The 18987-nt window shown below is 67.4% G+C and carries 19 protein-coding genes; 11 read left to right on the top strand and 8 right to left on the bottom strand.

Annotation, left to right across the window (positions count from 1 at the left end):
• The first annotated feature begins 103 nt into the window (after positions 1–103).
• Positions 104–559, top strand: a complete 456-nt coding sequence (locus tag AC3A6Y_RS11740) for a hypothetical protein (RefSeq protein ID WP_487868398.1) — start codon at positions 104–106, stop codon at positions 557–559.
• Between the two features lie 6 nt (positions 560–565).
• Here AC3A6Y_RS11740 and AC3A6Y_RS11735 read toward each other — a convergent pair whose 3' ends face one another.
• Positions 566–1486: a hypothetical protein gene (locus AC3A6Y_RS11735; protein WP_487868397.1), complete on the bottom strand. Its 921-nt coding sequence runs from the start codon at positions 1484–1486 to the stop codon at positions 566–568.
• Between the two features lie 410 nt (positions 1487–1896).
• Between AC3A6Y_RS11735 and AC3A6Y_RS11730 the strand changes: the two genes are divergently transcribed.
• The 9 genes from AC3A6Y_RS11730 (at position 1897) to AC3A6Y_RS11690 (ending at position 7925) form a co-directional block, all read left to right on the top strand.
• Positions 1897–2130, top strand: coding sequence for a hypothetical protein (locus AC3A6Y_RS11730; protein WP_487868396.1), 234 nt, complete (start codon positions 1897–1899; stop codon positions 2128–2130).
• Positions 2131–2253: 123 nt separating this feature from the next.
• A complete protein-coding gene (locus AC3A6Y_RS11725; RefSeq protein ID WP_487868395.1) occupies positions 2254–2406 on the top strand; it encodes a hypothetical protein in 153 nt (50 codons plus the stop codon).
• 196 nt (positions 2407–2602) lie between these two features.
• Positions 2603–2809 (top strand): hypothetical protein, encoded by a 207-nt coding sequence (locus AC3A6Y_RS11720; protein WP_487868394.1) that lies wholly within the window; start codon positions 2603–2605, stop codon positions 2807–2809.
• A 163-nt stretch (positions 2810–2972) separates the two neighbouring features.
• Positions 2973–3617, top strand: coding sequence for a hypothetical protein (locus AC3A6Y_RS11715; protein WP_487868393.1), 645 nt, complete (start codon positions 2973–2975; stop codon positions 3615–3617).
• A gap of 72 nt (positions 3618–3689) precedes the next feature.
• Positions 3690–3839, top strand: a complete 150-nt coding sequence (locus tag AC3A6Y_RS11710) for a hypothetical protein (RefSeq protein ID WP_487868392.1) — start codon at positions 3690–3692, stop codon at positions 3837–3839.
• The gene (locus AC3A6Y_RS11705; protein ID WP_487868391.1) at positions 3836–4177 is read left to right on the top strand and encodes a hypothetical protein; all 342 of its coding nucleotides are present in this window, start codon (positions 3836–3838) and stop codon (positions 4175–4177) included. The genes AC3A6Y_RS11710 and AC3A6Y_RS11705 overlap by 4 nt, the downstream gene beginning before the upstream one ends.
• A 467-nt stretch (positions 4178–4644) precedes the next feature.
• A complete protein-coding gene (locus tag AC3A6Y_RS11700; protein ID WP_487868390.1) occupies positions 4645–5238 on the top strand; it encodes a hypothetical protein in 594 nt (197 codons plus the stop codon).
• Between the two features lie 170 nt (positions 5239–5408).
• Positions 5409–6914 (top strand): caspase family protein, encoded by a 1506-nt coding sequence (locus AC3A6Y_RS11695; protein ID WP_487868389.1) that lies wholly within the window; start codon positions 5409–5411, stop codon positions 6912–6914.
• Positions 6915–7196: 282 nt separating this feature from the next.
• Positions 7197–7925, top strand: coding sequence for a TetR/AcrR family transcriptional regulator (locus tag AC3A6Y_RS11690; RefSeq protein ID WP_487868388.1), 729 nt, complete (start codon positions 7197–7199; stop codon positions 7923–7925).
• On the opposite strand, the gene AC3A6Y_RS11685 is transcribed toward AC3A6Y_RS11690, so the two are convergent.
• The 6 genes from AC3A6Y_RS11685 to imuA form a co-directional block, all read right to left on the bottom strand.
• Positions 7926–8978 carry a xylose isomerase gene (locus AC3A6Y_RS11685; RefSeq protein ID WP_487868387.1) on the bottom strand — a complete coding sequence of 351 codons (1053 nt, stop codon included), beginning with the start codon at positions 8976–8978 and terminating at the stop codon, positions 7926–7928.
• A 7-nt stretch (positions 8979–8985) separates the two neighbouring features.
• Positions 8986–10194 (bottom strand): ABC transporter substrate-binding protein, encoded by a 1209-nt coding sequence (locus AC3A6Y_RS11680; protein ID WP_487868386.1) that lies wholly within the window; start codon positions 10192–10194, stop codon positions 8986–8988.
• A 49-nt stretch (positions 10195–10243) separates the two neighbouring features.
• Positions 10244–11263 carry an aromatic ring-hydroxylating dioxygenase subunit alpha gene (locus tag AC3A6Y_RS11675; RefSeq protein WP_487868385.1) on the bottom strand — a complete coding sequence of 340 codons (1020 nt, stop codon included), beginning with the start codon at positions 11261–11263 and terminating at the stop codon, positions 10244–10246.
• Positions 11264–11465: 202 nt separating this feature from the next.
• Positions 11466–14900, bottom strand: a complete 3435-nt coding sequence (locus tag AC3A6Y_RS11670; RefSeq protein WP_487868384.1) for an error-prone DNA polymerase — start codon at positions 14898–14900, stop codon at positions 11466–11468.
• Positions 14901–14912: 12 nt separating this feature from the next.
• On the bottom strand, positions 14913–16316 hold the full coding sequence (locus AC3A6Y_RS11665) for a DNA polymerase Y subunit UmuC family protein (RefSeq protein WP_487868383.1): 1404 nt from the start codon (positions 16314–16316) through the stop codon (positions 14913–14915).
• Positions 16285–17130, bottom strand: coding sequence for a translesion DNA synthesis-associated protein ImuA (imuA, locus tag AC3A6Y_RS11660; protein WP_487868382.1), 846 nt, complete (start codon positions 17128–17130; stop codon positions 16285–16287). Before imuA ends, AC3A6Y_RS11665 begins: the two co-directional genes overlap by 32 nt.
• 87 nt (positions 17131–17217) lie before the next feature.
• Between imuA and AC3A6Y_RS11655 the strand changes: the two genes are divergently transcribed.
• The gene (locus AC3A6Y_RS11655) at positions 17218–18048 is read left to right on the top strand and encodes an aldo/keto reductase (RefSeq protein ID WP_487868381.1); all 831 of its coding nucleotides are present in this window, start codon (positions 17218–17220) and stop codon (positions 18046–18048) included.
• 7 nt (positions 18049–18055) lie between these two features.
• On the opposite strand, the gene AC3A6Y_RS11650 is transcribed toward AC3A6Y_RS11655, so the two are convergent.
• A complete protein-coding gene (locus AC3A6Y_RS11650) occupies positions 18056–18943 on the bottom strand; it encodes an alpha/beta fold hydrolase (RefSeq protein WP_487868380.1) in 888 nt (295 codons plus the stop codon).
• Positions 18944–18987: the final 44 nt, after the last annotated feature.

The raw sequence follows: 18987 nt of genomic DNA, 5'->3' as shown, positions 1-18987 counted from the left end.
GCCTTGCTGCACGCCGGCCGACAAGCGGCGTCGGCGGCTGCCCACACGCCACGCCCTGCCGCCGCGCACAGTCGAGCCACGCCATCGACCAAGGAGGAACCTCATGGCCACAAGCAGCATCCTGGGCGGCGAGCATGCGCCGTCGCGGCCTCGCGGCACCGACGTGGACGCGCTCGGTCCCAGCGACAGCAGCGACAGCGGCAGCGACGTGCAGACCGATCGCAACCGCACCGCCATGCCCGACGAGAGCGCCGAGGGCGCCCTGCCCATCGCTCACGGCACGGACACCGATGCCGCCGGCACCGGCGAGCGCGCCTCGGCCGATCCGGCTGCGCCCGTGGAGGACGCCGACATCCTGCCCGACCGCATCGGCACCGTGCCTTTCGATGTCGGCGAGGTGACGGATGAAGTCGACGACCCCACGGCAGCCTCGGCCGGCGAACTGGCGGACGATGAAGGCAGCCTCGACGCCAATGTCGAGGACGAGGACGAGGACAACGACGACCAGGGCGGCGCCGCCCCGCTCGGACGCCCGGTACCTGTGCGGCGCGGCTCCTGAGCCGCTTCAGTCCTCGGTTTCCGCCAGCAGCTCCTGCGATTCGTCGTCGAAGCCCGCCAGCGGCTGCGCCTTGGCCAGCGCCATCCAGACGCTGAAGGGCATCCGCGCCAGCGCGCGATGCACGGCCGCGCGCGCCACCACCAGCCGCTCGCCCTGCGCGACCAGCACGCCGCACTCGGCCGGGATCTCGTCCGGCTCGGCGATCGGCCGGCCCCGGGCATCGCAGCCCAGCACGTACCAGCACTCGCCGCCGAGATCGAGGTAGGCGGCGCGCTTGTCGGGCTTGCGCAGGTCGCCGAGCAGGTCGGCGCGGTTGACCTTCACCTCGTGGACGACGGGCTGCGCATAGGCCTCGACGCTCGTGTTGCGGATCGAGAACACATCGGGCCGCGCGATGCACCAGCGCGGCTTGTCGCCCTCGTTCGCGGCGGGCAGGCGCGCGCGCAGGCTCAGCCCCCGCCAGGCGATGCGGCCGGCGCGCGTCATTGCGCGCGCCACCTGCTCGACCAGTGCCTCGTGCCGCGACAGCGCGGCGCGGTTGACGACCAGGCTGCCCGCGATGTGCGCGACGCCGGCATCGCTCACGCGCAGCGTTTCGTGGCCTTGAGGCCAGCGCACGCGTTCCAGCAGGCCGGCGGCGATCAGTTCGACCTCGATCGCGTCGCAGCAAGGCCAGCCGGCCGAGCGGTACACCTCGCGCAGGCGCCGCGCATGCAGCCGGCCCAGCCCCAAGGCCGAAGCGCCGGGCGGCGGATCGACCACAGGCGGCGGCCTGCCGGGCTCGGTCATGGGCGGATCGGCGGGCGGAGGATCACCCTCGGGCTGGGGTGGAGGCGCCGCCGGCGGTGAAGGCGGCACCGGGAGGTCGGGCGCGGGCGGCGGCGGGCCGATGGGGATGCCGGCGTGCTGCGGGGCGAATGCGTTCATCGCGCTAGGGTAGCGAAAAGTGTTCGGGTCGGCGATGCCATGGGCTGGGTTGCGTATGGCATCGCTCGCTCACCGTGCCGGGGCGATTCTGGAAACATTTGCCTCGGTGCGGCCAGTTGCCTGGGCACTTGTATTTCCGGTGTTTGGCTTAAGGCTGCGCGGGGCCGCCAATCAAAAATTTTTTGTCGGACACATTTGTGAATTGAAAAGGCCGGTGCCTAGGCCGTCAAGCGTCGCGGGGACGAGGCGCACTCACATCAAATCTGATCAATTCTGACGAAGAGCAGGTTCGCTCAAATTCGAGTTCACAAGCCGTTAAAGTGCCGGCCTAGCCCAGCGGGTGCGCAAGTTCCGGCGGGCGGCATCAGGGAAGACTTCAGAGCGGTCGTCACCAGAGAATTAGACGTCACATGAACAGCAAAAATCAAACCGAGCAAAAAGACGATTCAGTATTGATCGCCGCTCACAACGACACTTCAGGGTCAATCGAGATGAGTAACAGGCTGGCATCATGCGATGCAGCGCAAGCTCCAGCCCAGCCGCGTCGCCGATCGAGCGCTGGAGCATGGATAGCATTTGTTGTCGTTGTGGCCGTACTGGTTGGCTTTGCCGTCCTGATGGTCTATCAGTTGCACATGCGTTGAAAAAACCTTTCCATGAATAAACAAGCTATTTGGCCGAGGCCGTGCGCCTGAGCCACCCCCTCGGTATGAGCCTAGCCGCCTGCAGCAGCGCGACCACCCGCGATGCCAAGCCCGCCCTGCTCCATGACCCTGATCACCCAATGGGCCCAGGGCTCGGACTTCTGGCAGAGCCTGAAGCTCAGCCTGGATGGGAACGTCAAGATCAGCGGCCTGCTCGCGGGCATGACGGAAGCCCAGTACCGCAACCTCGTGCGTGTTCCCTGCCATGCGCACTAATGAAGACAAGGGCGCCTCGGTATCCGCGGCAGCCGCAAATCCCAATGTTGATCATGGGCAAACAAGGCATGTACTTTATTTGAATCGAGGGTATTTGAAAGACCCAGACGCACCGGCGACTGACTACGTTGTCTTATATGCGGCATACCCTAGCATGCTGCCATGCGCTCAAGATGGTGTGCCCAATAATAGGTGCATGCATATCTTGATTTCCCCGGATTGGAAAAATACCCAAGGAGAATTTATTGTCCAGCAGTGGCAATTAAGGAAAGATCGCACTGACAATGGTTCGCGCTTTGATCGCTATGTCGGCGAAAAGGATGGTTATCAGACCCACGGGACGTTGCCGAGCCTTAAAACGGGGGTGGTTGTTAGGACACGAATTTTTTCAGACAAGACTTAGTAGCAGATAGTGATTACTACGGCAGTGCCAGAATGTTGTCTGGAATTCCAGTGCGCTACGGATCTGCGAAAGGGTATCAAACCACGCCCAGGGAAATGCACAAATGGATAGAAGATTTGTTAAATAAATTAACCAAATAAACCGAACAACCAGGAGAGAAGAAATGACCACAGCAATCGATTTAACGCATAACGAACTCGCTGATCTTGCGACAATGAGGCAAGAGGAGCGCTATGCCGAATATGACTACATGCGTGGCATCGTCGATAACGCAAGAGCATCCGAGATCGATTCCGGGCGATCGACAGAGCTTGGCAATCTATCGACGTGGCTTGATCGAGCAGCCAGCATTAACAGCAACGACGGCTCCTTTGCCAGCGAATTTGTCCGCGGAGCAACTTCGGGAATTCGGGAGCGCCTCACGGGAGAACCAATCAGCGATGCGGAATTTCAACGAGTTTCGGACGGCCTGGCTCACAAGGTTCTTGACGACGCCATTGCGGGCCGAGGTATTCCTTCGGCACGCGATATTCGCGCTAAGGGTGTCGACAGCGCAGTGCGGGGTTTAGATGAAGGTGGGCTCGGCTTGCCTCAATGGGGCTGGGCCGGAACCTGGGGCGACTGGATGTGGTCACCCATCGGACTCGGCGAAGACTACGCCTCCATCGGCGGCAAGTCCGTGCGCGACTATGCGGAGAACTGGGGCAAGTTCGATCAGTTCCCAAGGCGATGGCTTTCGCGCTGGTTACGCATGCGCCTCGGCGATGGCAAAGATTTCGGCGGTGATCCCTTTGCGGGTGTGCCTTGACCCGGAATCAGAGCCGATGCAAAGATGTGTTTTCGCGATGCCCGCGCATGGCGCCAACCCGTCGACCCTCTGATGCTCGACCTCGACGGCGATGGCGTCGAACTCAGGCGCGCCGATGGCCCCATCCTCTTCGACCACGACGCCGACACCATCCGCACCGGCACCGGCTGGCTCGGTTCCGATGCAACTTTGACGGCAGGCACGACTTGCACCACCACATGAATAAAACAAACTGTTTTCTCAATTTTTTTAAAATGACATCTTTTTTCGGTTCTGCAACATTGTTGCCGCTTTGGTCGCTGTTGGTGGCCGGCTGCCAAAATTCAGATGAAATGGTGCGCATCCACGTTGGATCTAAGCTATATATATTCGAAGCCGAAAAAATAAGCTCCAATCTTGCCACTCCTGTGGTCGAAGCTGTCGCTCGCCGAAATCCAAATAAAGTTCATATTGTGGCCTGCCCCCATGCACCGCCCCAGAAAATCATGCAATTTGAGGATGAACTAGACGCTCGCTTGCAGGTGGATTTTGTTTTGTCGCTTTCCGAAGAGGTTTGCTAGAGCAGTGATTTATTAAAATAATACACCCGTGATGTTGAGGGCGCTAAGCGATCCGTTTTTTGCCATTTTTATTGGGCTTGGAGTTGTTTGTCTGGTGTTTATGGCGAAAAACTCCTGGGTGTCGTTTAGTTCTGGCAATTTGAACGTGATTGTTTTCATTTCTATTGTGATCTACATATTGTTGAGGATGTATGTCAATTCTCGGTCTTAGCCCAAAAGAAGTCGTTTGGGAGACGACAAAGTACCTTGTCGACAAGACGCAAGAATCATATACAGGCATAACATTGGATTGGTCCCAGGGGAGTTTGCTCTTCAAAGGATCTAATATTGCTTTGAATTTGATTAGTTACACTACGGAATTGTCCCCCGGGGTTCTTTATTTGCGGGATAGAAATGGCTACATCAGGAGGTCGGACGGAAACGGTGGCGATCCATATGTAGACACCTACAACGAGGGCCGCCGCCAAATGAAGGAGGCGGAGTGGAAGGCTTTGGATGGGGAGCTCAGCCGTCTGTTTCCTGAGCTCACCCGAGCGAAGCCTTGGAATGTGGGGGCGATCACAAATATGTGCTTCCGCGACGCCCGCGCATGGCGCCAACCCGTCGACCCTCTGATGCTCGACCTCGACGGCGACGGTCTGGAACTCAAGCGCGCCGATGGCTCCGTCCTCTTCGACCACAACGCCGACACCATCCGCACCGGCACCGGCTGGATTGGCGCCGATGACGGCATCCTCGTTCGCGACCTCAACGGCAACGGGTCGATCGACTCCGGCCGCGAGCTCTTCGGCATCGACACCCTCAAGGCCGATGGCAGGAACGCTATGAACGGCTTCGACGCCCTGGCCGATTTGGATTCCACCCTCAACAGCTGGTACGCGGGCAGCGGCTACCACGTCGAGGAATTCAGGACCAGCGACGGCCATGTGCTGATCGACACCATGGTCCAGAACCTGGTGCAGGCCATGGCCAGCTTCGCGCCCCCGCCGCCCGGTCAGACCACCCTGCCGCAGGACCATCAGAACAGCCTGGCGCCGCTGCTCGCCGCCAACTGGAAATAGCCACCAAGGAACGCCCGGCGGAGCGCCCCTCCGAAGGAGGCCGCTTCTTCCCTCGCGCCCGCCCTTCCTTCTTCGTTGGCATGCGCATCCAGCGCCTGCCCGGCAGCCGCCATTGTTCGCGCCGCAAATACGCATTGCGATCCGAGCGGCGCAGGTAGATAGTCCGCGCCATGAACAGCTTCGGCTCGACGACTCCGCTCGTTTCCCGGCTCCTCTGGATGCTGTCGCTCGCGCTCGCCTCTGCGCTGCAGTTCGTGGTCCTGCCGGCGCACGCCCAGGAGCGCCCCCCTGAGAAGCGCATCGCCCTGGTCGTCGGCAACAGCCAATACCCCAAGGTCCCGCTCGACAACCCCGTGAACGATGCGCGCCTGATCGCCGGCAACCTGCGCAAGCTGGGCTTCGAGGTCAACCTGCAGCTCAATGTCGGCGTGCTCCAGTTCAGGCGGGCGCTGCGCGAATTCGCGCGCATGGTCCAGCAGGACGATGCCATCGCGGTGCTGTACTACGCAGGCCACGGCGTGCAGATCGACGGGCGCAACTACCTGCTGCCGGTGGACATCAACCTGCGCGACCAGGAAGAGGTGAAGGACGAGTCGGTCGACATCGAGGAGCTGTTCCTCAGCAAGATCGACAAGGTGGGCTCGTACCCCCGCATCGTGATCCTCGACGCCTGCCGCGACAACCCGTTCGCGGCAAAGACGCGCAATGTCCGCTCGGCCGGCGGCCTGGCCGAGATGGGCGCGCGCGGCACGCTGATCGCCTTCGCCTCGGCACCCGGCGCGCCGGCCGAGGACGGCCCGGCCGGCCGCAACAGCATCTACACCCGCAACCTGGCCGACGAGATCATGGTCCCCGGCCTGGAAGTCGAGCAGATGTTCAAGAACGTGCGCGTGCGGGTGCTGAGCGAGACCAGGCAGCGCCAGCTGCCCTGGGTGAACACCTCGCTGACCTCCAACTTCAGCTTCAACCCGACATCCCGCAGGCCGCCGGCGGCCGAGAACCCGCCGATCGCAGCCACGCCGTCCGCCGCCCCGGCTGCCGTGGCACAGGCACAGGCACCCACTGGCCGAGATGCAAGGCCGAAGGACATCGACAGCTTGCTTGCGCAAGCCCGGCGCGAGAGCGATACCCAGGTCGCCGCCGCGGCGCCCTCGGCGGTGCAGCAGCCCCCATCAGCTCCGCCAGCGGCCGTACAGCCCGCGCCGCGGCCGTCGGCGCAGACCACGCCGCAGACCCCGATCCAGCCTCAGCCGCAGGCGCCCGTGGCAGCCCTGACGCCGTCACCGCCTGCGCCCTCCTCCGCCCAGCCCTCTTCCGCATCGCGCAAGTTCCTCGACCGCAACGAGCTGCAGCAGCTCCTCGTGGGCAAGACCCACACCCTGAAGGAGACCGCGGCCGGCAACATGATCCGCTTCGACCTGCGCGACGGTGGCCGGGTCTTCTTCAACAGCCAGAGCATCACCAGCGTTTCGGTCAACGGTTCGGGCCGCTGGGAGCTCAAGGACGACGGCGCCCTGTGCGCGAAGTTCAACCCGGCGCCGCCGAGCCGGCTCTCCGAGGCGCGCAACCCCGACGACGGCTGCTGGTACTTCTACCGCGAGGGCGAGAAGCTCATGCGCAGCTCCAGCCTGGAACCGCAGGCGCGACCCCAGGCCGAGGTCGTCCGGATCCAGTGACAGGGCCGCTCAGCACCCACCCCAGGGCCGGTCAGGCGCGCTCGCTGGTTTCCGCCCAGGTGGCATTCAGCAGCAAACTCGGCACATGCCTGCCGGCGTTCGCGCCGCCGGTGTCGCGTTCATGCACCAAGGGTCCGACCGGTCCATGCCTCGCGTGCCATGCGAGAGAATGCATCACCATCTGCCGCCCGGACCCGAACGACAAGGAGCGCCTCCGCCGTGCCTGAACGATCCCCTTCAGCCCCTCGCACCGGCCGCCCCGCCTCACGCACGGACGAGCCCGTGCCGATCGCGGAAGGCGGCCCCACGCGGCGGCGCCTGCGGCGCGAGCGCACGGACCTGCTGGAGACGCGCATCCTCGACGCGGCCGTCGAGGAGTTCGCCGAGCATGGCTTCGCCGGCGCGCGCATCGAGCGCGTCAGCGCCGCGGCCGGCACGGTGGACCGCATGCTGTACTACTACTACGGCAACAAGGAGCGGCTCTACCAGGCGGTGCTGGCAAAGATCTACGAGGACATGATCGGCGCGCAGCGCGAGTTCGTGACGCCCGAAGATCCTGTGGAAGGCATGCGCCAGCTGGTGCTGCATTCGTGGGACCACTACCTCTCGCATCCGAACCTGGTGCGCCTGCTGATGAACGAGAACCTGCTGCGCGGCAAGCACATCCGGCAGGCGCCGCAGGTGGTCGAGAGCACCACGCTGCCGCTGGTGCAGACGGTCTCGACCCTGCTGGAGAGCGGGCAGGCGCGGGGCGTGTTCCGCCGCGACGTGTCGTCCGAGCATGTGCTCATGACCATCATGTCGCTCGGCTTCTTCTACCTCTCGAACCAGTACACCTGCGCCACCTGGATCGGCGCGGATTTGATGAGCCCGCGGCGGCGCGCGGCCTGGCGCGCGCACATCTGCGATGTGGTGCTGGGCATGCTGGCAGTGCGCGACGAGGCGGCAGAGACGGCCGAGCCGCAAGCCACGACCAAGCCGCGTCGCAAGGCACTCACCAAGAAAAAATAGTCAGCCCAGCGCGGCCCACTGCTCGCGCACGAAGCGCGCGATCGCCGTGTTCTGGCCGATCAACGAGAAGCGCGCGTTGTGCGCGTAGTCGGGCAGGTTGATCATCTCGGTGGTGATCCAGCGCAGCGGCGAGTCTTCGTGGCTGCGGTGGTAGGCCAGCACCTTGCGCACCACCTCGCGCGTGCAGGCGAGCGCATTCGCGTCCCAGGGCGAATGCCACTCGCCGGGCGCCGGCTCGGTAAACGGATAGAGGATGCCGCGGCCCGGCTCGCCCTTGGCGTACGGGAAGATCGAATGCTCGGGCACGGCCGCGACCGCCTCTCCCGAATCGCCCAGCGACCAGACGTTGCGCGGGCCGTTCGGCGCCACGCTGCGCACCTGCAGCCAGCGCACGATGCCCATCTCGAGCCATTGGTCGACGAAGTTGCCGGGCTGGAAAGGGTCGAGCACCGCGCGGCCGGCAGCGACGTCTTCGGTCAGCCCGCAGATCGCCAGCTCCCGCGCATTGCCGATCTTGAAGATCCCATGGCTGTAGTCCAGCGTGAAGTGGAAGGGGATGCCGCGCCGGCGCACCGCCTCGGCCACCGGCGCGACGCGCCGCGGGTCCTCGCTCCACATGTTGACGTGCAGCTCGAAGGCCGGCTCCACGCCGCGCGCCATGCCCTCGTCGTAGGCGCGCAGGTAGAAGTCCGCCACCTCGTCGTTGCCGATGGGCCGGCCCGTCGCATCGTGCCAGTGCAGCATGATGTTGTGGGTGCGGGCGCCGACCTCGGCGGCCAGGCGCAGCTTGTCGGCGAGCAGCGGCTCGTCGCGCCCGAGCGCATAGAACCAGCTCGCGGTGTGCACCGGCAGGCCGAAGCGCTCGATGCAGCGCAGGTAGGTATCGACCTGGCCCGGCATCGGCAGGCGGTCGAAGCAGTCGAAGGCGCCGCTTTCGCGCACCAGGCGGAACTGCTCCTCGATGGGCGGCTCCGTCAGCGACACCGGCCGCTCCGGCGAAGAGGCCTGCGCGCCGCGGCCGTTGCAGCCGATCGGCGGGAGGGTCGCGCTCATGCCGCGCCTACGAGGGATTGCGCAGCTTGCGGATCTGCTCTTCGGCCGGCTGCAGCTTCGCGCCGTCGAGGTAGGTGCCCGAGGGCATCACGCCCTTGCCGTCCTTCACCGCGGTGCGGCCGACGAAGATGCCGAGCGTCGACTGGTTGTCCTGAGGCCGGAACACCACCGGGCCGAAGGGCGAGTCGAACTGCAGGCCCTTGAAGGCGGCGATCAGCTTCTCGGTATCGGTCGAGCCGGCCTTCTGCACGCCGGCGGCGATCGCCTTCACCGTGGCATAGCCCACCACCGAGTTCAGGCGCGGGTAGTCGTTGTATTTTTTCTGGTAGGCGGCGAGGAAGGCCTTGTGCTCGGGCGTGTCGATGTTGGCGTAGGGGTAGCCGGTGACGATCCAGTTGGCGGGCGCGTCGTCCTTCAGCGGGTCGAGGTACTCGGGCTCGCCGGTCAGCAGGCTCACCACCTCGCGCCCCTCGAACAGGCCGCGGGTCTTGCCCTCGCGCGCGAGCTTGGTCAGGTCGCTGCCGAACATCACGTTGAAGATGGCGTCGGGCTTGGCGTCGGCCAGCGCCTGCACCACCGCGCCGGCGTCGATCTTGCCGAGCGGCGGCGACTGCTCGGCCACGAACTCGACGTCGGGCTGGGCCTTCTTCATGTTCTCCTTGAAGGCCGCCACCGCCGCCTGGCCGTATTCGTAGTTGGGGTAGACCAGCGCCCAGCGCTTCTTCTTCAGCTTGACGGCCTCGCCGATCACCGACGCCGAGAGTGCGTAGGTGCCGGAGCGCAGGCGGTAGGTGTAGCGGTTGCCGTTGTCCCACACGACCTTGTCGCTCAAGGGGCCCGAGGCGAGGAAGAAGGTCTTCTTCTGCTTGGCGAAGTCGGTCAGCGCCAGCCCGACGTGCGAAAGCGTCACGCCCGAGAGGATGTCGACCTTCTCGCGCGCGAGCAGCTCCTCGGCCATGCGCACCGCGTCGCCGGGGTTGCCGTTGTCGTCGCGGAACACGGTCTCCAGCTTGCGGCCGCCCAGCACGCCGCCCGCGGCATTGATCTCTTCCTGCGCCAGCAGCCAGCCCTGCTTGTAGGGCACCAGGTTCTGCGGCAGGGCCTTGTAGCTGTTGATCTCGCCGATCTTGATCGTGCCCTGCGCGGCGGCGTGCGCGCCCACGAGGCAGAGGCTGGCCGCCAGCAGGCGGGCGGACGCGGAAAGCAGGAGGGTCATGGCGGAGTCCTTTCTGGCGGATGGGGCTGGAAGCGGAAGGGAAGCAGGCTCAGCCGTTGCCGGCGGCCATTTCCTCGACGATGCGTCGCATCTTGATGGAGGAGCCGTCGAGGCCGAGATTGATGCGGTGCCACTGGCGCGGCTTGTCCTCGTTGCGCTGGATCGCCTCGAGCATGCGCTTGTCCTCCTGGAAAGCCATGCGCAGGTTGCTGCGCAGGCGCTCGTCGATCACCGGGTCGGCCGGCGAGTTCTTCAGGCACAGCCAGTGCTGGATGCAGCTGCGCTGGTCGACGGGCGTGATGAAGTGGCAGGCGTACATCTGGATGCAGTCGTCCCGGTTGCCCTCGGGCGCGCCGGTGCCGGTGCGTGCGGAGCCGAAGTCGATCACCGCGATGCTGGGCGCGTGGTAGTGGTAGTAGTGCCAACGGTCCACGTTGCCCCCGAAGTCCTTGAGGCCTTCGAAGATCGGCATCAACGGGCCGTCGATCACCCAGCGCCAGGTCACGACCTTGTTGCCCTGGCGCTCGTGCTGCACGCGCGTCTCCTCGCGGCCGGCACTGGCCAGGGTGGTCTGGTGCACGTAGACCACGTGGGTCGGGTCGCAGAGGTTGTCGGCCAGGCTCAGGTAGTTGGCCTGCACGAGCAGCGCGTCGCCCTGCACCACGCTGTAGGCGGGGTCGTCGTATTGCGGCAGGCGGAACACCTGGCTGCGGTCGGCCTTCTCTGCGTCGCCCATCCACACCCAGACCATGCCCATGCTCTCGGCCGTGGGATAGCTGCGCACGCGAAAGCTCTCCGGCACGCGCGGCATGCCCGGCGCGTGCACGCAGCGGCCGCTGCAGTCGAAGGTGAGGCCGTGGTAGCCGCACTGGATGGCATCGCCCTGGAGCCGGCCGATGGTCAAGGGCGCCAGCCGGTGCGGGCAGGCGTCCTCGAGCGCGGCGACGGCGCCCTCCTCCGTGCGGTAGACCGCGAGGTCCTCCTCGAGCACGCGGCGCGCGACGATCTCGCGTCCGATGTCCCGAGACCAGGCGAGCGGGTACCAGGCGTTGTAGGCGTAGGCGGTCATGGATTTCCTCGTGGGTGACGGCGGCTTGCAAGATGCGACGCTGCAGAAAAGCGTGCGGGCGGTTAAGTAAGAGACGTCTACAAATTAATGTAGAGAATACTTAATTTCGGCGCTTTTGTCCCCCCCGGGTTTGCACCGGGAAGCGGCACCAAGGCGGTGCGGCCGTGCGCATGGCGGGCTTCGCCGAGCGGCAGCCGCGGTCTCAATGAAAGTCCCGGCTCCTGCTGCTCTTGGCGATCCGTCCCAAAAGCGGCGTCAGGTCCCTGAAGCCGGTGGCCACCAGGTGCCGCACCTCGCCGCCGCTGTCCACGTCGCGCTGCCAGGTGCCCTGCACCGCGAGCAGGTGCGACTTCAGCAGCGGCTCGCGCCAGGCCTCGACCACGTGCTTCCAGACGATCACGTTGACGTTGCCGGTCTCGTCCTCGAGCGTGACGAAGATGGTGTCGTTGGCGGTCTGCGGACGCTGGCGGCCCATGACGATGCCGCAGGCGCGCACGGTCCGGCCGCTGGGCAGGTCGCGCAGCTGCTCGGCGCTGCTGAGCTGCATGCGCGCGAGCCGCGGGCGCAGCAGCGCCAGCGGATGGCGGCGCAGCGTGAAGCCCAGCGAGGCGTAGTCGCCGACGATCTCCTCGCCCTCGGGCGCCAGGGGCAGCTGCAGCGCGCGCTCGAGGATGGGCACGCCCTTGAGCAGCGCCGGCGCGCGCCGTTGCGCGGTGGCGTCCCAGACCTGCTGGCGCCGGTGGCCGGAGAGTGCCAGCAGCGCATCGGCCGCGGCGAGCGCGGCCATGTCCTTGGCGTCGAGCTCGGCGCGCAGGGCGAGGTCTTCGGTGCTGGTGAAGGGGGATTGGGCGCGGGCTTCGAGGATGCGGGCGGCGCCGGCTTCGCTGAGGGTGGCGATGCGGCGCAGGCCGAGGCGGATGGCGGGCGGGTGGGGGTTGCCTCGGCGGGTGTCGAAGCGGGGCGGGATGGATTGCGCAGGCTGCTGCCCCGATCCCCCGAAAGGGACAGGAGCCACAGCCGGGGTTTCCAGGGTGCAGTCCAGATCGCTCATCGTCACATCCACGGGACGCACCTCGACGCCATGCCGGCGCGCATCCTGCACCAACTGCGAGGGCGAATAAAAGCCCATCGGCTGCGAATCGAGCATCGCGGCCAGGAAGCAGGCGGGCTCGTGCAGCTTGAGCCAGCTGCTCACGATCACCAGCAGCGCGAAGCTGGCGGCATGGCTTTCGGGGAAGCCGTATTCGCCGAAGCCCTGGACCTGCTTGAAGATGGATTCGGAAAAGCCGCGCTCGTAGCCGTTCTCGACCATGCCTTCGACCAGGGGCTCGCGGAACTTCTCGACGCCGCCCTTGCGCTTCCAGGCCGCCATCGAGCGGCGCAGCCGGTCCGCCTGGTCGGGCGTGAACCGGGCCGCGATCATCGCGATCTGCATCACCTGCTCCTGGAAGATCGGCACGCCGAGGGTGCGGCCCAGCGCCGGGATGAGGTCGGGATAGCGGTAGTCGATCTCGCCGCCCTTGCGCACCTTCTCGCGGTTCTTGAGGTACGGATGCACCATGCCGCCCTGGATCGGGCCGGGCCGCACGATGGCGACCTCGATCACCAGGTCGTAGTAGCTGCGCGGGCGCAGGCGCGGCAGCATCGACATCTGCGCGCGGCTCTCGATCTGGAACACGCCGATGGTGTCGGCATCGCAGATCATGTCGAACACGGCTTCGTCGTCGTTCGGAATGTGGTGCATCTCGATCGCCGTGCCGCGCCAGCCGTTGACCAGGGCCAGCGTGCGCCGGATCGCGCTCAGCATGCCCAGGGCCAGCACGTCGACCTTGAGCATGCCCATGGCCTCGAGGTCGTCCTTCTCCCACTGGATGACGGAGCGATCCTTCATCGAGGCGTTCTCCACCGGCACCAGGCGCGTGAGCTTGCTCTGCGTGAGCACGAAGCCGCCCACATGCTGGCTCAGGTGGCGCGGGAATCCGCGCAGCTGCTGCGTGAGCTCGATCCACTGCAGCAGCCGGGGCATGGCTTCCTGCACGCCCGTGCGCTGCATCGCCTCCTGCAGCCGCTGGTCGAGCACCACGCCGTCGAACCAGTAGTGGTCCTTGGCGAACTCGTCGACCAGGCGCGCATCGATGCCCAGCGCCTTGCCCACGTCGCGCAGCGCGCTGCGCGAGCGGTAGCAGATCACGACCGCGGCGATGGCGGCCCGCTCGCGGCCGTATTTCCGGTAGATGTACTGGATCACCTCCTCGCGCCGCTGGTGCTCGAAGTCGACATCGATGTCGGGCGGCTCGCGGCGCTCGCGGCTCAGGAAGCGCTCGAACAGCAGGTGGCCGGTCTCGGGGTCGATGGCGGTGATGCCCAGGCAGTAGCAGACCGCCGAATTGGCCGAGGAACCGCGGCCCTGGCACAGGATGCCCTGGGAGCGCGCGAAGCGAACGATGTCTTCCACCGTGAGGAAGAACATCTCGTAGTGCATCTCGATGACCAGGTCGAGCTCGTGCTGGATCTGCCCGCGCACCTTCTCCGGAATGCCCTGCGGATACTTCTCGCGCGCCCCTTCCCAGGTCTTGCGCACCAGCGTCTGCGCGGGCGTCTCGCCGTTCGCCACGTTCTCGAGCGGGTACTTGTAGTGCTCGCGGATCACGTTCAGGTCGAAGCTGCAGCGCCGCGCGACTTCGAGCGTGTTGGCCAGCAGCTCGGCCGGATAGAGGTTTGCCAGGCGCAGCCGCGAGCGCAGGTGCCGCTCGGCATTGGGCTGCAGCGCGAAGCCGCATTCGGCGACCGGCCTGCCCTCGCGCACGGCCGTGATCACGTCCTGCAGCGGCTTGCGCGAGCGCACGTGCATGTGCACGTCGCCGGTCGCCACCAGCGGCACGCCGGTCTTCGCGCCTGCCTGCAGCAGCGTGACGAGCCAGAGGTCGTCGTCGAGTTCGTTGGGCAGCTCGGCCGCGATCCAGAGACCTGAGCCTAGCGAAGGAACCTGTCCTGAGCCTGGCGAAGGAACCTGTCCTGAGCCTGGCGAAGGAACCGCGAAGAGGCGCGCGACCTGGGCCACGTCGGCGCAGAGCGCTTCGGCGTCGGGCATGGCGCCGGGCGTGCGCAGGGGCACGAAGAGGATTTCGCAATGGCGCAGCGAGGCGAGGTCGCTGTCGTCCCAGCTCACGTGGTAGCTGCCCTTGGCGGCCGTGGTGCGCGCGGCGGTGATGAACTCGCAGAGGTTGCCCCAGCCTTCGAGATCGTGCGCGATCGCCACCAGCTTGAAGCGCTCGAAGCGGAACTCGCTGCCGAACAGCAGCCGGAAGGGATGCTGCTGCGAAGGATCGAGCGTCTCGAGAAGCTCCCGCAGCGCTTCGTGCGCGCGCACCACGCCGGCCACCGAGCATTCGTCGGTGATGGCGAGCGCCTCGTAGCCGAGCGCGTAGGCGCGCTGCACGAGCTCTTCGGGATGCGAGGCCCCGCGCTGGAAGCTGAAGTTCGTGAGGCAGTGCAGCTCGGCATAGGCCGGCAGTACCGGCAGCCCCGGCGGCACAGGCGGCCCCCCTTCCGGCTGCGGCGGCCGCGGCGGCAAGGCATGCACCGTGGCCGAGGCACGCTTGCGCTTCAGGATCTGCTTGTCGCTGAGTTCGGGCATGGCCTCGTCCTCTCAGGCGTAGAGCCCCTGCAGGAACCAGCGCGGCGCCTCGTCGGACAGGAAGGCCGAGGGCCGCTCGCGAAAGATCCAGACCAGGCCCGCCTCCGGGCTCTCGGCGATGTAGTAGTCGCGCACGGCCGGGTGGCCGCCCTCCTCCGCGCCCTGCCCCGGGCCGCCCCACCAGCCGGCCTCCAGCCGCTGCGGCCCGACCCGCTTGCGCAGCACGCCGCGGAAGCAGGGATGGCCGTCGCGCACCTCCAGCCGCAAGGGCTCGCGCAGCAGCCAGGACGGGTAGAGGGTCCCCTGCTCCCCGACGGGGCCATCGGCCGCCTTGGGGCGCTCCGGCGTCGGCCGAGCCGCCGACCGCGAAGGCGGCGGCGGCGAGGCAGCAGCCTGCGGCTTGTGCAATGCAGGCCGCCACGCCTGCTTGCACTCGGGCCGATGGTCGGCCTGGGCGACCGCGCGCAGCACCTGCTGCGGCCCCAGCCGCGCGCTGAGCCGCTCGATCAGCTCGTGCAGCTTGTCGCCCTTGCGGTTGTCCTCGGGCAGGAAGCTGGTGCTGGCGCCGGCCCAGGGCGCGGTCTCGACCGAGCGCAGGCGCAGCCAGCTCGCCGGCGCGGCCAGCGTCGTGAGCGCGAGCCGCTCGGACAGGAGTCGCCGCAGGTGCGCCATGTCCTGCGTGGGCTCGGCCGTGCGCACCGTGAGCTGCTGGTGCGACGGCAGCGTGACGCCATTGAGCCGCTTCAGGTCCAGCGTCCATTGCAGCTCGATCGCCACCGCGCCGCGCTGGCGCGCCCGCAGCCAGATCTGCAGCGCCGCCAGCAGGCGGTTGGCCGACCACATGAGCTCGGGCGCACCCTCGGCCAGCGCGGGCAGCTCCAGCTTCTGCTCGAACACGTCGGGCAGTTGCAGCCACTCGTGCCCGTCGGGCGCCAGGCCGTAGGCCACGTCGAGGGCGGCGCGCAGCGCCTTGCCGAAGCGCCGAGTGAGGCCGCCGCGTGGCAGCTTCTCGACATCGCCCCAGTTGCGGCAGCCCAGATGCGCCAAAACCTCGAGGTGATCGCGCGCTGCGCTCAAGGTGTCGAGCGGCAGGCCGGAGGGCAGCTCGTACGGCGGCTGCTCGCCGCGCGCGAACATGCGCAGCCGCGCCAGCGCAACCAGGCTGGTCGCGCCCTGCGCGCGCTGCACGGGGACTTCCGGCACCGGGTTGAGCCGCGCGATCTCGCGCATCAGGGCCAGGCGTCCGCCCCACAGCCGTTCGCAGGCCGAGACTTCGAGCAGCAGGGCTTCGCCGTCGACCCAGGCGACGCGCGGCGTGAACTGCAGGGCCCACCAGCCGAGCGCCTCGGGGGACGGCAGCGGCGCCTCCTGGGCGGCCGCGATCTCAGGCGGCCAGCGCAATGCGATCCAGTGCATGGCCTTCTTCCGCGTGGAGGGCGAGGCGGAGCACGGTCGCGCCTTCGGTCTTGAGTGGCAGCCCGCCCTCTTGCTGCTGGCGCAGCTTGCGCCGGAGCTGGCTGGCCGCGAGCAGGGCCGTCATGCGCTCGCTGCGCGCCGGCAGTTGCAGGGGCGCCGCCAGCGGCGGGCCGCGGCGCTTGAGGATGTGGACGTCGATCTGCGCGGCGTCTGCGGGGCAGGCGGCGAGTCGCAGGCGCAGCCGGGCGGGCGAGGCCGAATGGGCGGCCGTGTCGGGTCGGAACACGAACAACAGGCGTTCGTGCTGCGCCGCCGCGAGCTGCAGCCGCCGCAGCTCGCCCACCCGCGCCTGCGGCAGCCAGGCCAGCACGGCGGCCACCTCGGCGCAGCGCAGCGCCTGTTCGCAGGCCCACAATCTCGCCACATGTGCCCCCGCGCTCGGCACGTGTCCTCGCTGCCCCCCGAGGGGGTCGCGCTCGCTGCGCACCCACAGCAGCGCCTCGACCGGCAGGCCCTGGGCCGCCAGTGCGGGGCCGAAGGGTTCTTGCGGCGCGCCGATCAGCGCGACGGGCCCCGCACCGCCCTGCACCGCCTGCGCCAGCGCCGGCAGCAGCAGTTGCCAGGCATGGGCCTCGGGCGCGGCCAGCAGCAGCTCCGTCATCGCGCCCACCGGCCAGCCGCCGCCGGGCAGCTGCGCATCGAGCGCCGCATGCCCCGTGCCGATGACCTGCCCATCGGCCAGGCCCAGCGTGTCCCCGCGCCAGACCTTGTGGCGCGCGGCGGTGGAAAAGGAGTCGAAGGAAGGCAGGCCCATGATGATCGGATAACTGTATTTTTATACAGTATTCTCGGGTGGCCGGTTTTCTTTTTTCGAGTCCAGGACGATCATGTGGAAAAGCCCATGTCCGCCATGACCACCCGCCCCATCCCCTCCACCCGGGAACCCTTGCCGGTGATCGGCTGCGGCACCTGGCTCGGCTTCGACGTCAGCCCCGGCAGCGCCGAGCACCGGCGCTTGCCGGGCGTGCTCGATGCGCTGTTCGCCGCCGGCGGCTCGCTGATCGACAGCTCGCCGATGTACGGCCGCGCCGAGTCCGTGGTGGGCGCGCTGCTGGCCGCGAGCGGGCAGCGCGAGAAGGCCTTCCTCGCCACCAAGGTGTGGACCTCCGGCCGCGAGGCCGGCATCGCGCAGATGGAGCAATCCTTTCAGCGCCTGCGCACGCCGCGCATCGACCTGCTGCAGGTGCACAACCTGGTCGACTGGCGCACCCACCTGGCGACGCTGCGCGACTGGAAGGCGCAGGGCCGAGTGCGCTACATCGGCATCACGCACTACACCGCCTCGGCCTATGCCGAGGTCGAGGCGGTGCTGCGCGCCGAGCCGCTCGACTTCCTGCAGATCAACTATTCGATCGACGCGCGCCAGGCCGAAGAGCGCCTGCTGCCGCTGGCGGCCGAGCGCGGCATGGCGGTGATCGTCAACATGCCTTTCGGCGGCGGCGGCCTGCTTCGCCGGTTGCGCGCCCAGCCCCTGCCCGCATGGGTCGGCGAGATCGGCTGCGGGAGCTGGTCGCAGCTGCTGCTGAAGTTCGTGCTGAGCCATCCGGCCGTGACCTGCACCATCCCCGGCACCACCTGGCCCGAGCACATGGCGGACAACGCGGCGGCCGCTGCGGGCACGTTCCCCGACGCTGCCTTCTGGCAGCGCCACGCTGGCTCGATCCCGCTCTAGGACTGCGTCAGGACGCCGCGAAGAAGCGCGCCAGCCGCGCGTTCACCTCGTCCGCGCGCTCGTACTGCGCCCAATGGCCGGCGCCATCGATCACGACGCCCTCGCGCCGGGGATGGCCTGCCGTCAGCTGGGCCACCAGCGGACGCGCGTCGGCCGTCACGTCGTGCTCGCCCCACAGCAGCAAGGTCGGCCCTGCGAAGGTGTCGAGCGCCGGCTGCAGCCCGCCTGCCATCGAGACGTCCTTGCTGCGAAAGCGCGTGCCGTGGCACGAGGCATCGTGGATGGCGAAGGCCAGCGCGTCGATCGCGGCCGGGTCGTGCAGCATGAGCGCGCCGAGGTTGTGCAGCAGCGCGGCACGCTCCTCTTCGCGGTCCTTCGCGGCGCGCCAGTTGATCATCTCCGCCGCCATGCGGCGCTGGGTGCCGTGCCCCGCGCTGCCCACCAGCGCCAGCCGGCGCACGCCGCCGCGCCGCCGCGCGAACTTCGCGGCCACCAGTCCGCCGAAGGAGAAGCCGCCCAGGTCGATGGGGGTGCCGGCGCCGACCAGGCTGTCGAGCGTGGCGGCCAGTGCGTCGAGCGACGGGTCCAGCGCGGCCTGGCCACCCGAGGGCGAAGGCGGCGTGTCGGAATCGTTGAAGCCCGGCAGGTCGGGCACCCAGAGCGTGCGCGCGGTGGCGAGCGCCTCGATGTTGCGCAGCCAGTGCATCCAGCTGCCATGGCCGCCGTGCAGCAGCACCAGGGGCGGCTGCGTGTCGTCGCCCCCGAAGCGGCGCCAGCGCACGCGCCGGCCGGCGTGCAGGACATCGTGGGAGGTGGAGAGCGCGGCAATGCGCGTGATCAGCCGATGCGCGGCGGCATCGGCCTCGGGGTCGGGATGGGAAAGTCGATCGCTCACCGGCTCATTTTGCAGTCCATCGCCCGGTGGACGTGCGGTGCCTG

It is taken from the genome of Variovorax sp. Soil_C_17 (genome assembly GCF_057657265.1).
Note: the sequence above shows the minus strand (reverse complement) of the source record. Positions and strands in the feature narration are given on the sequence as shown.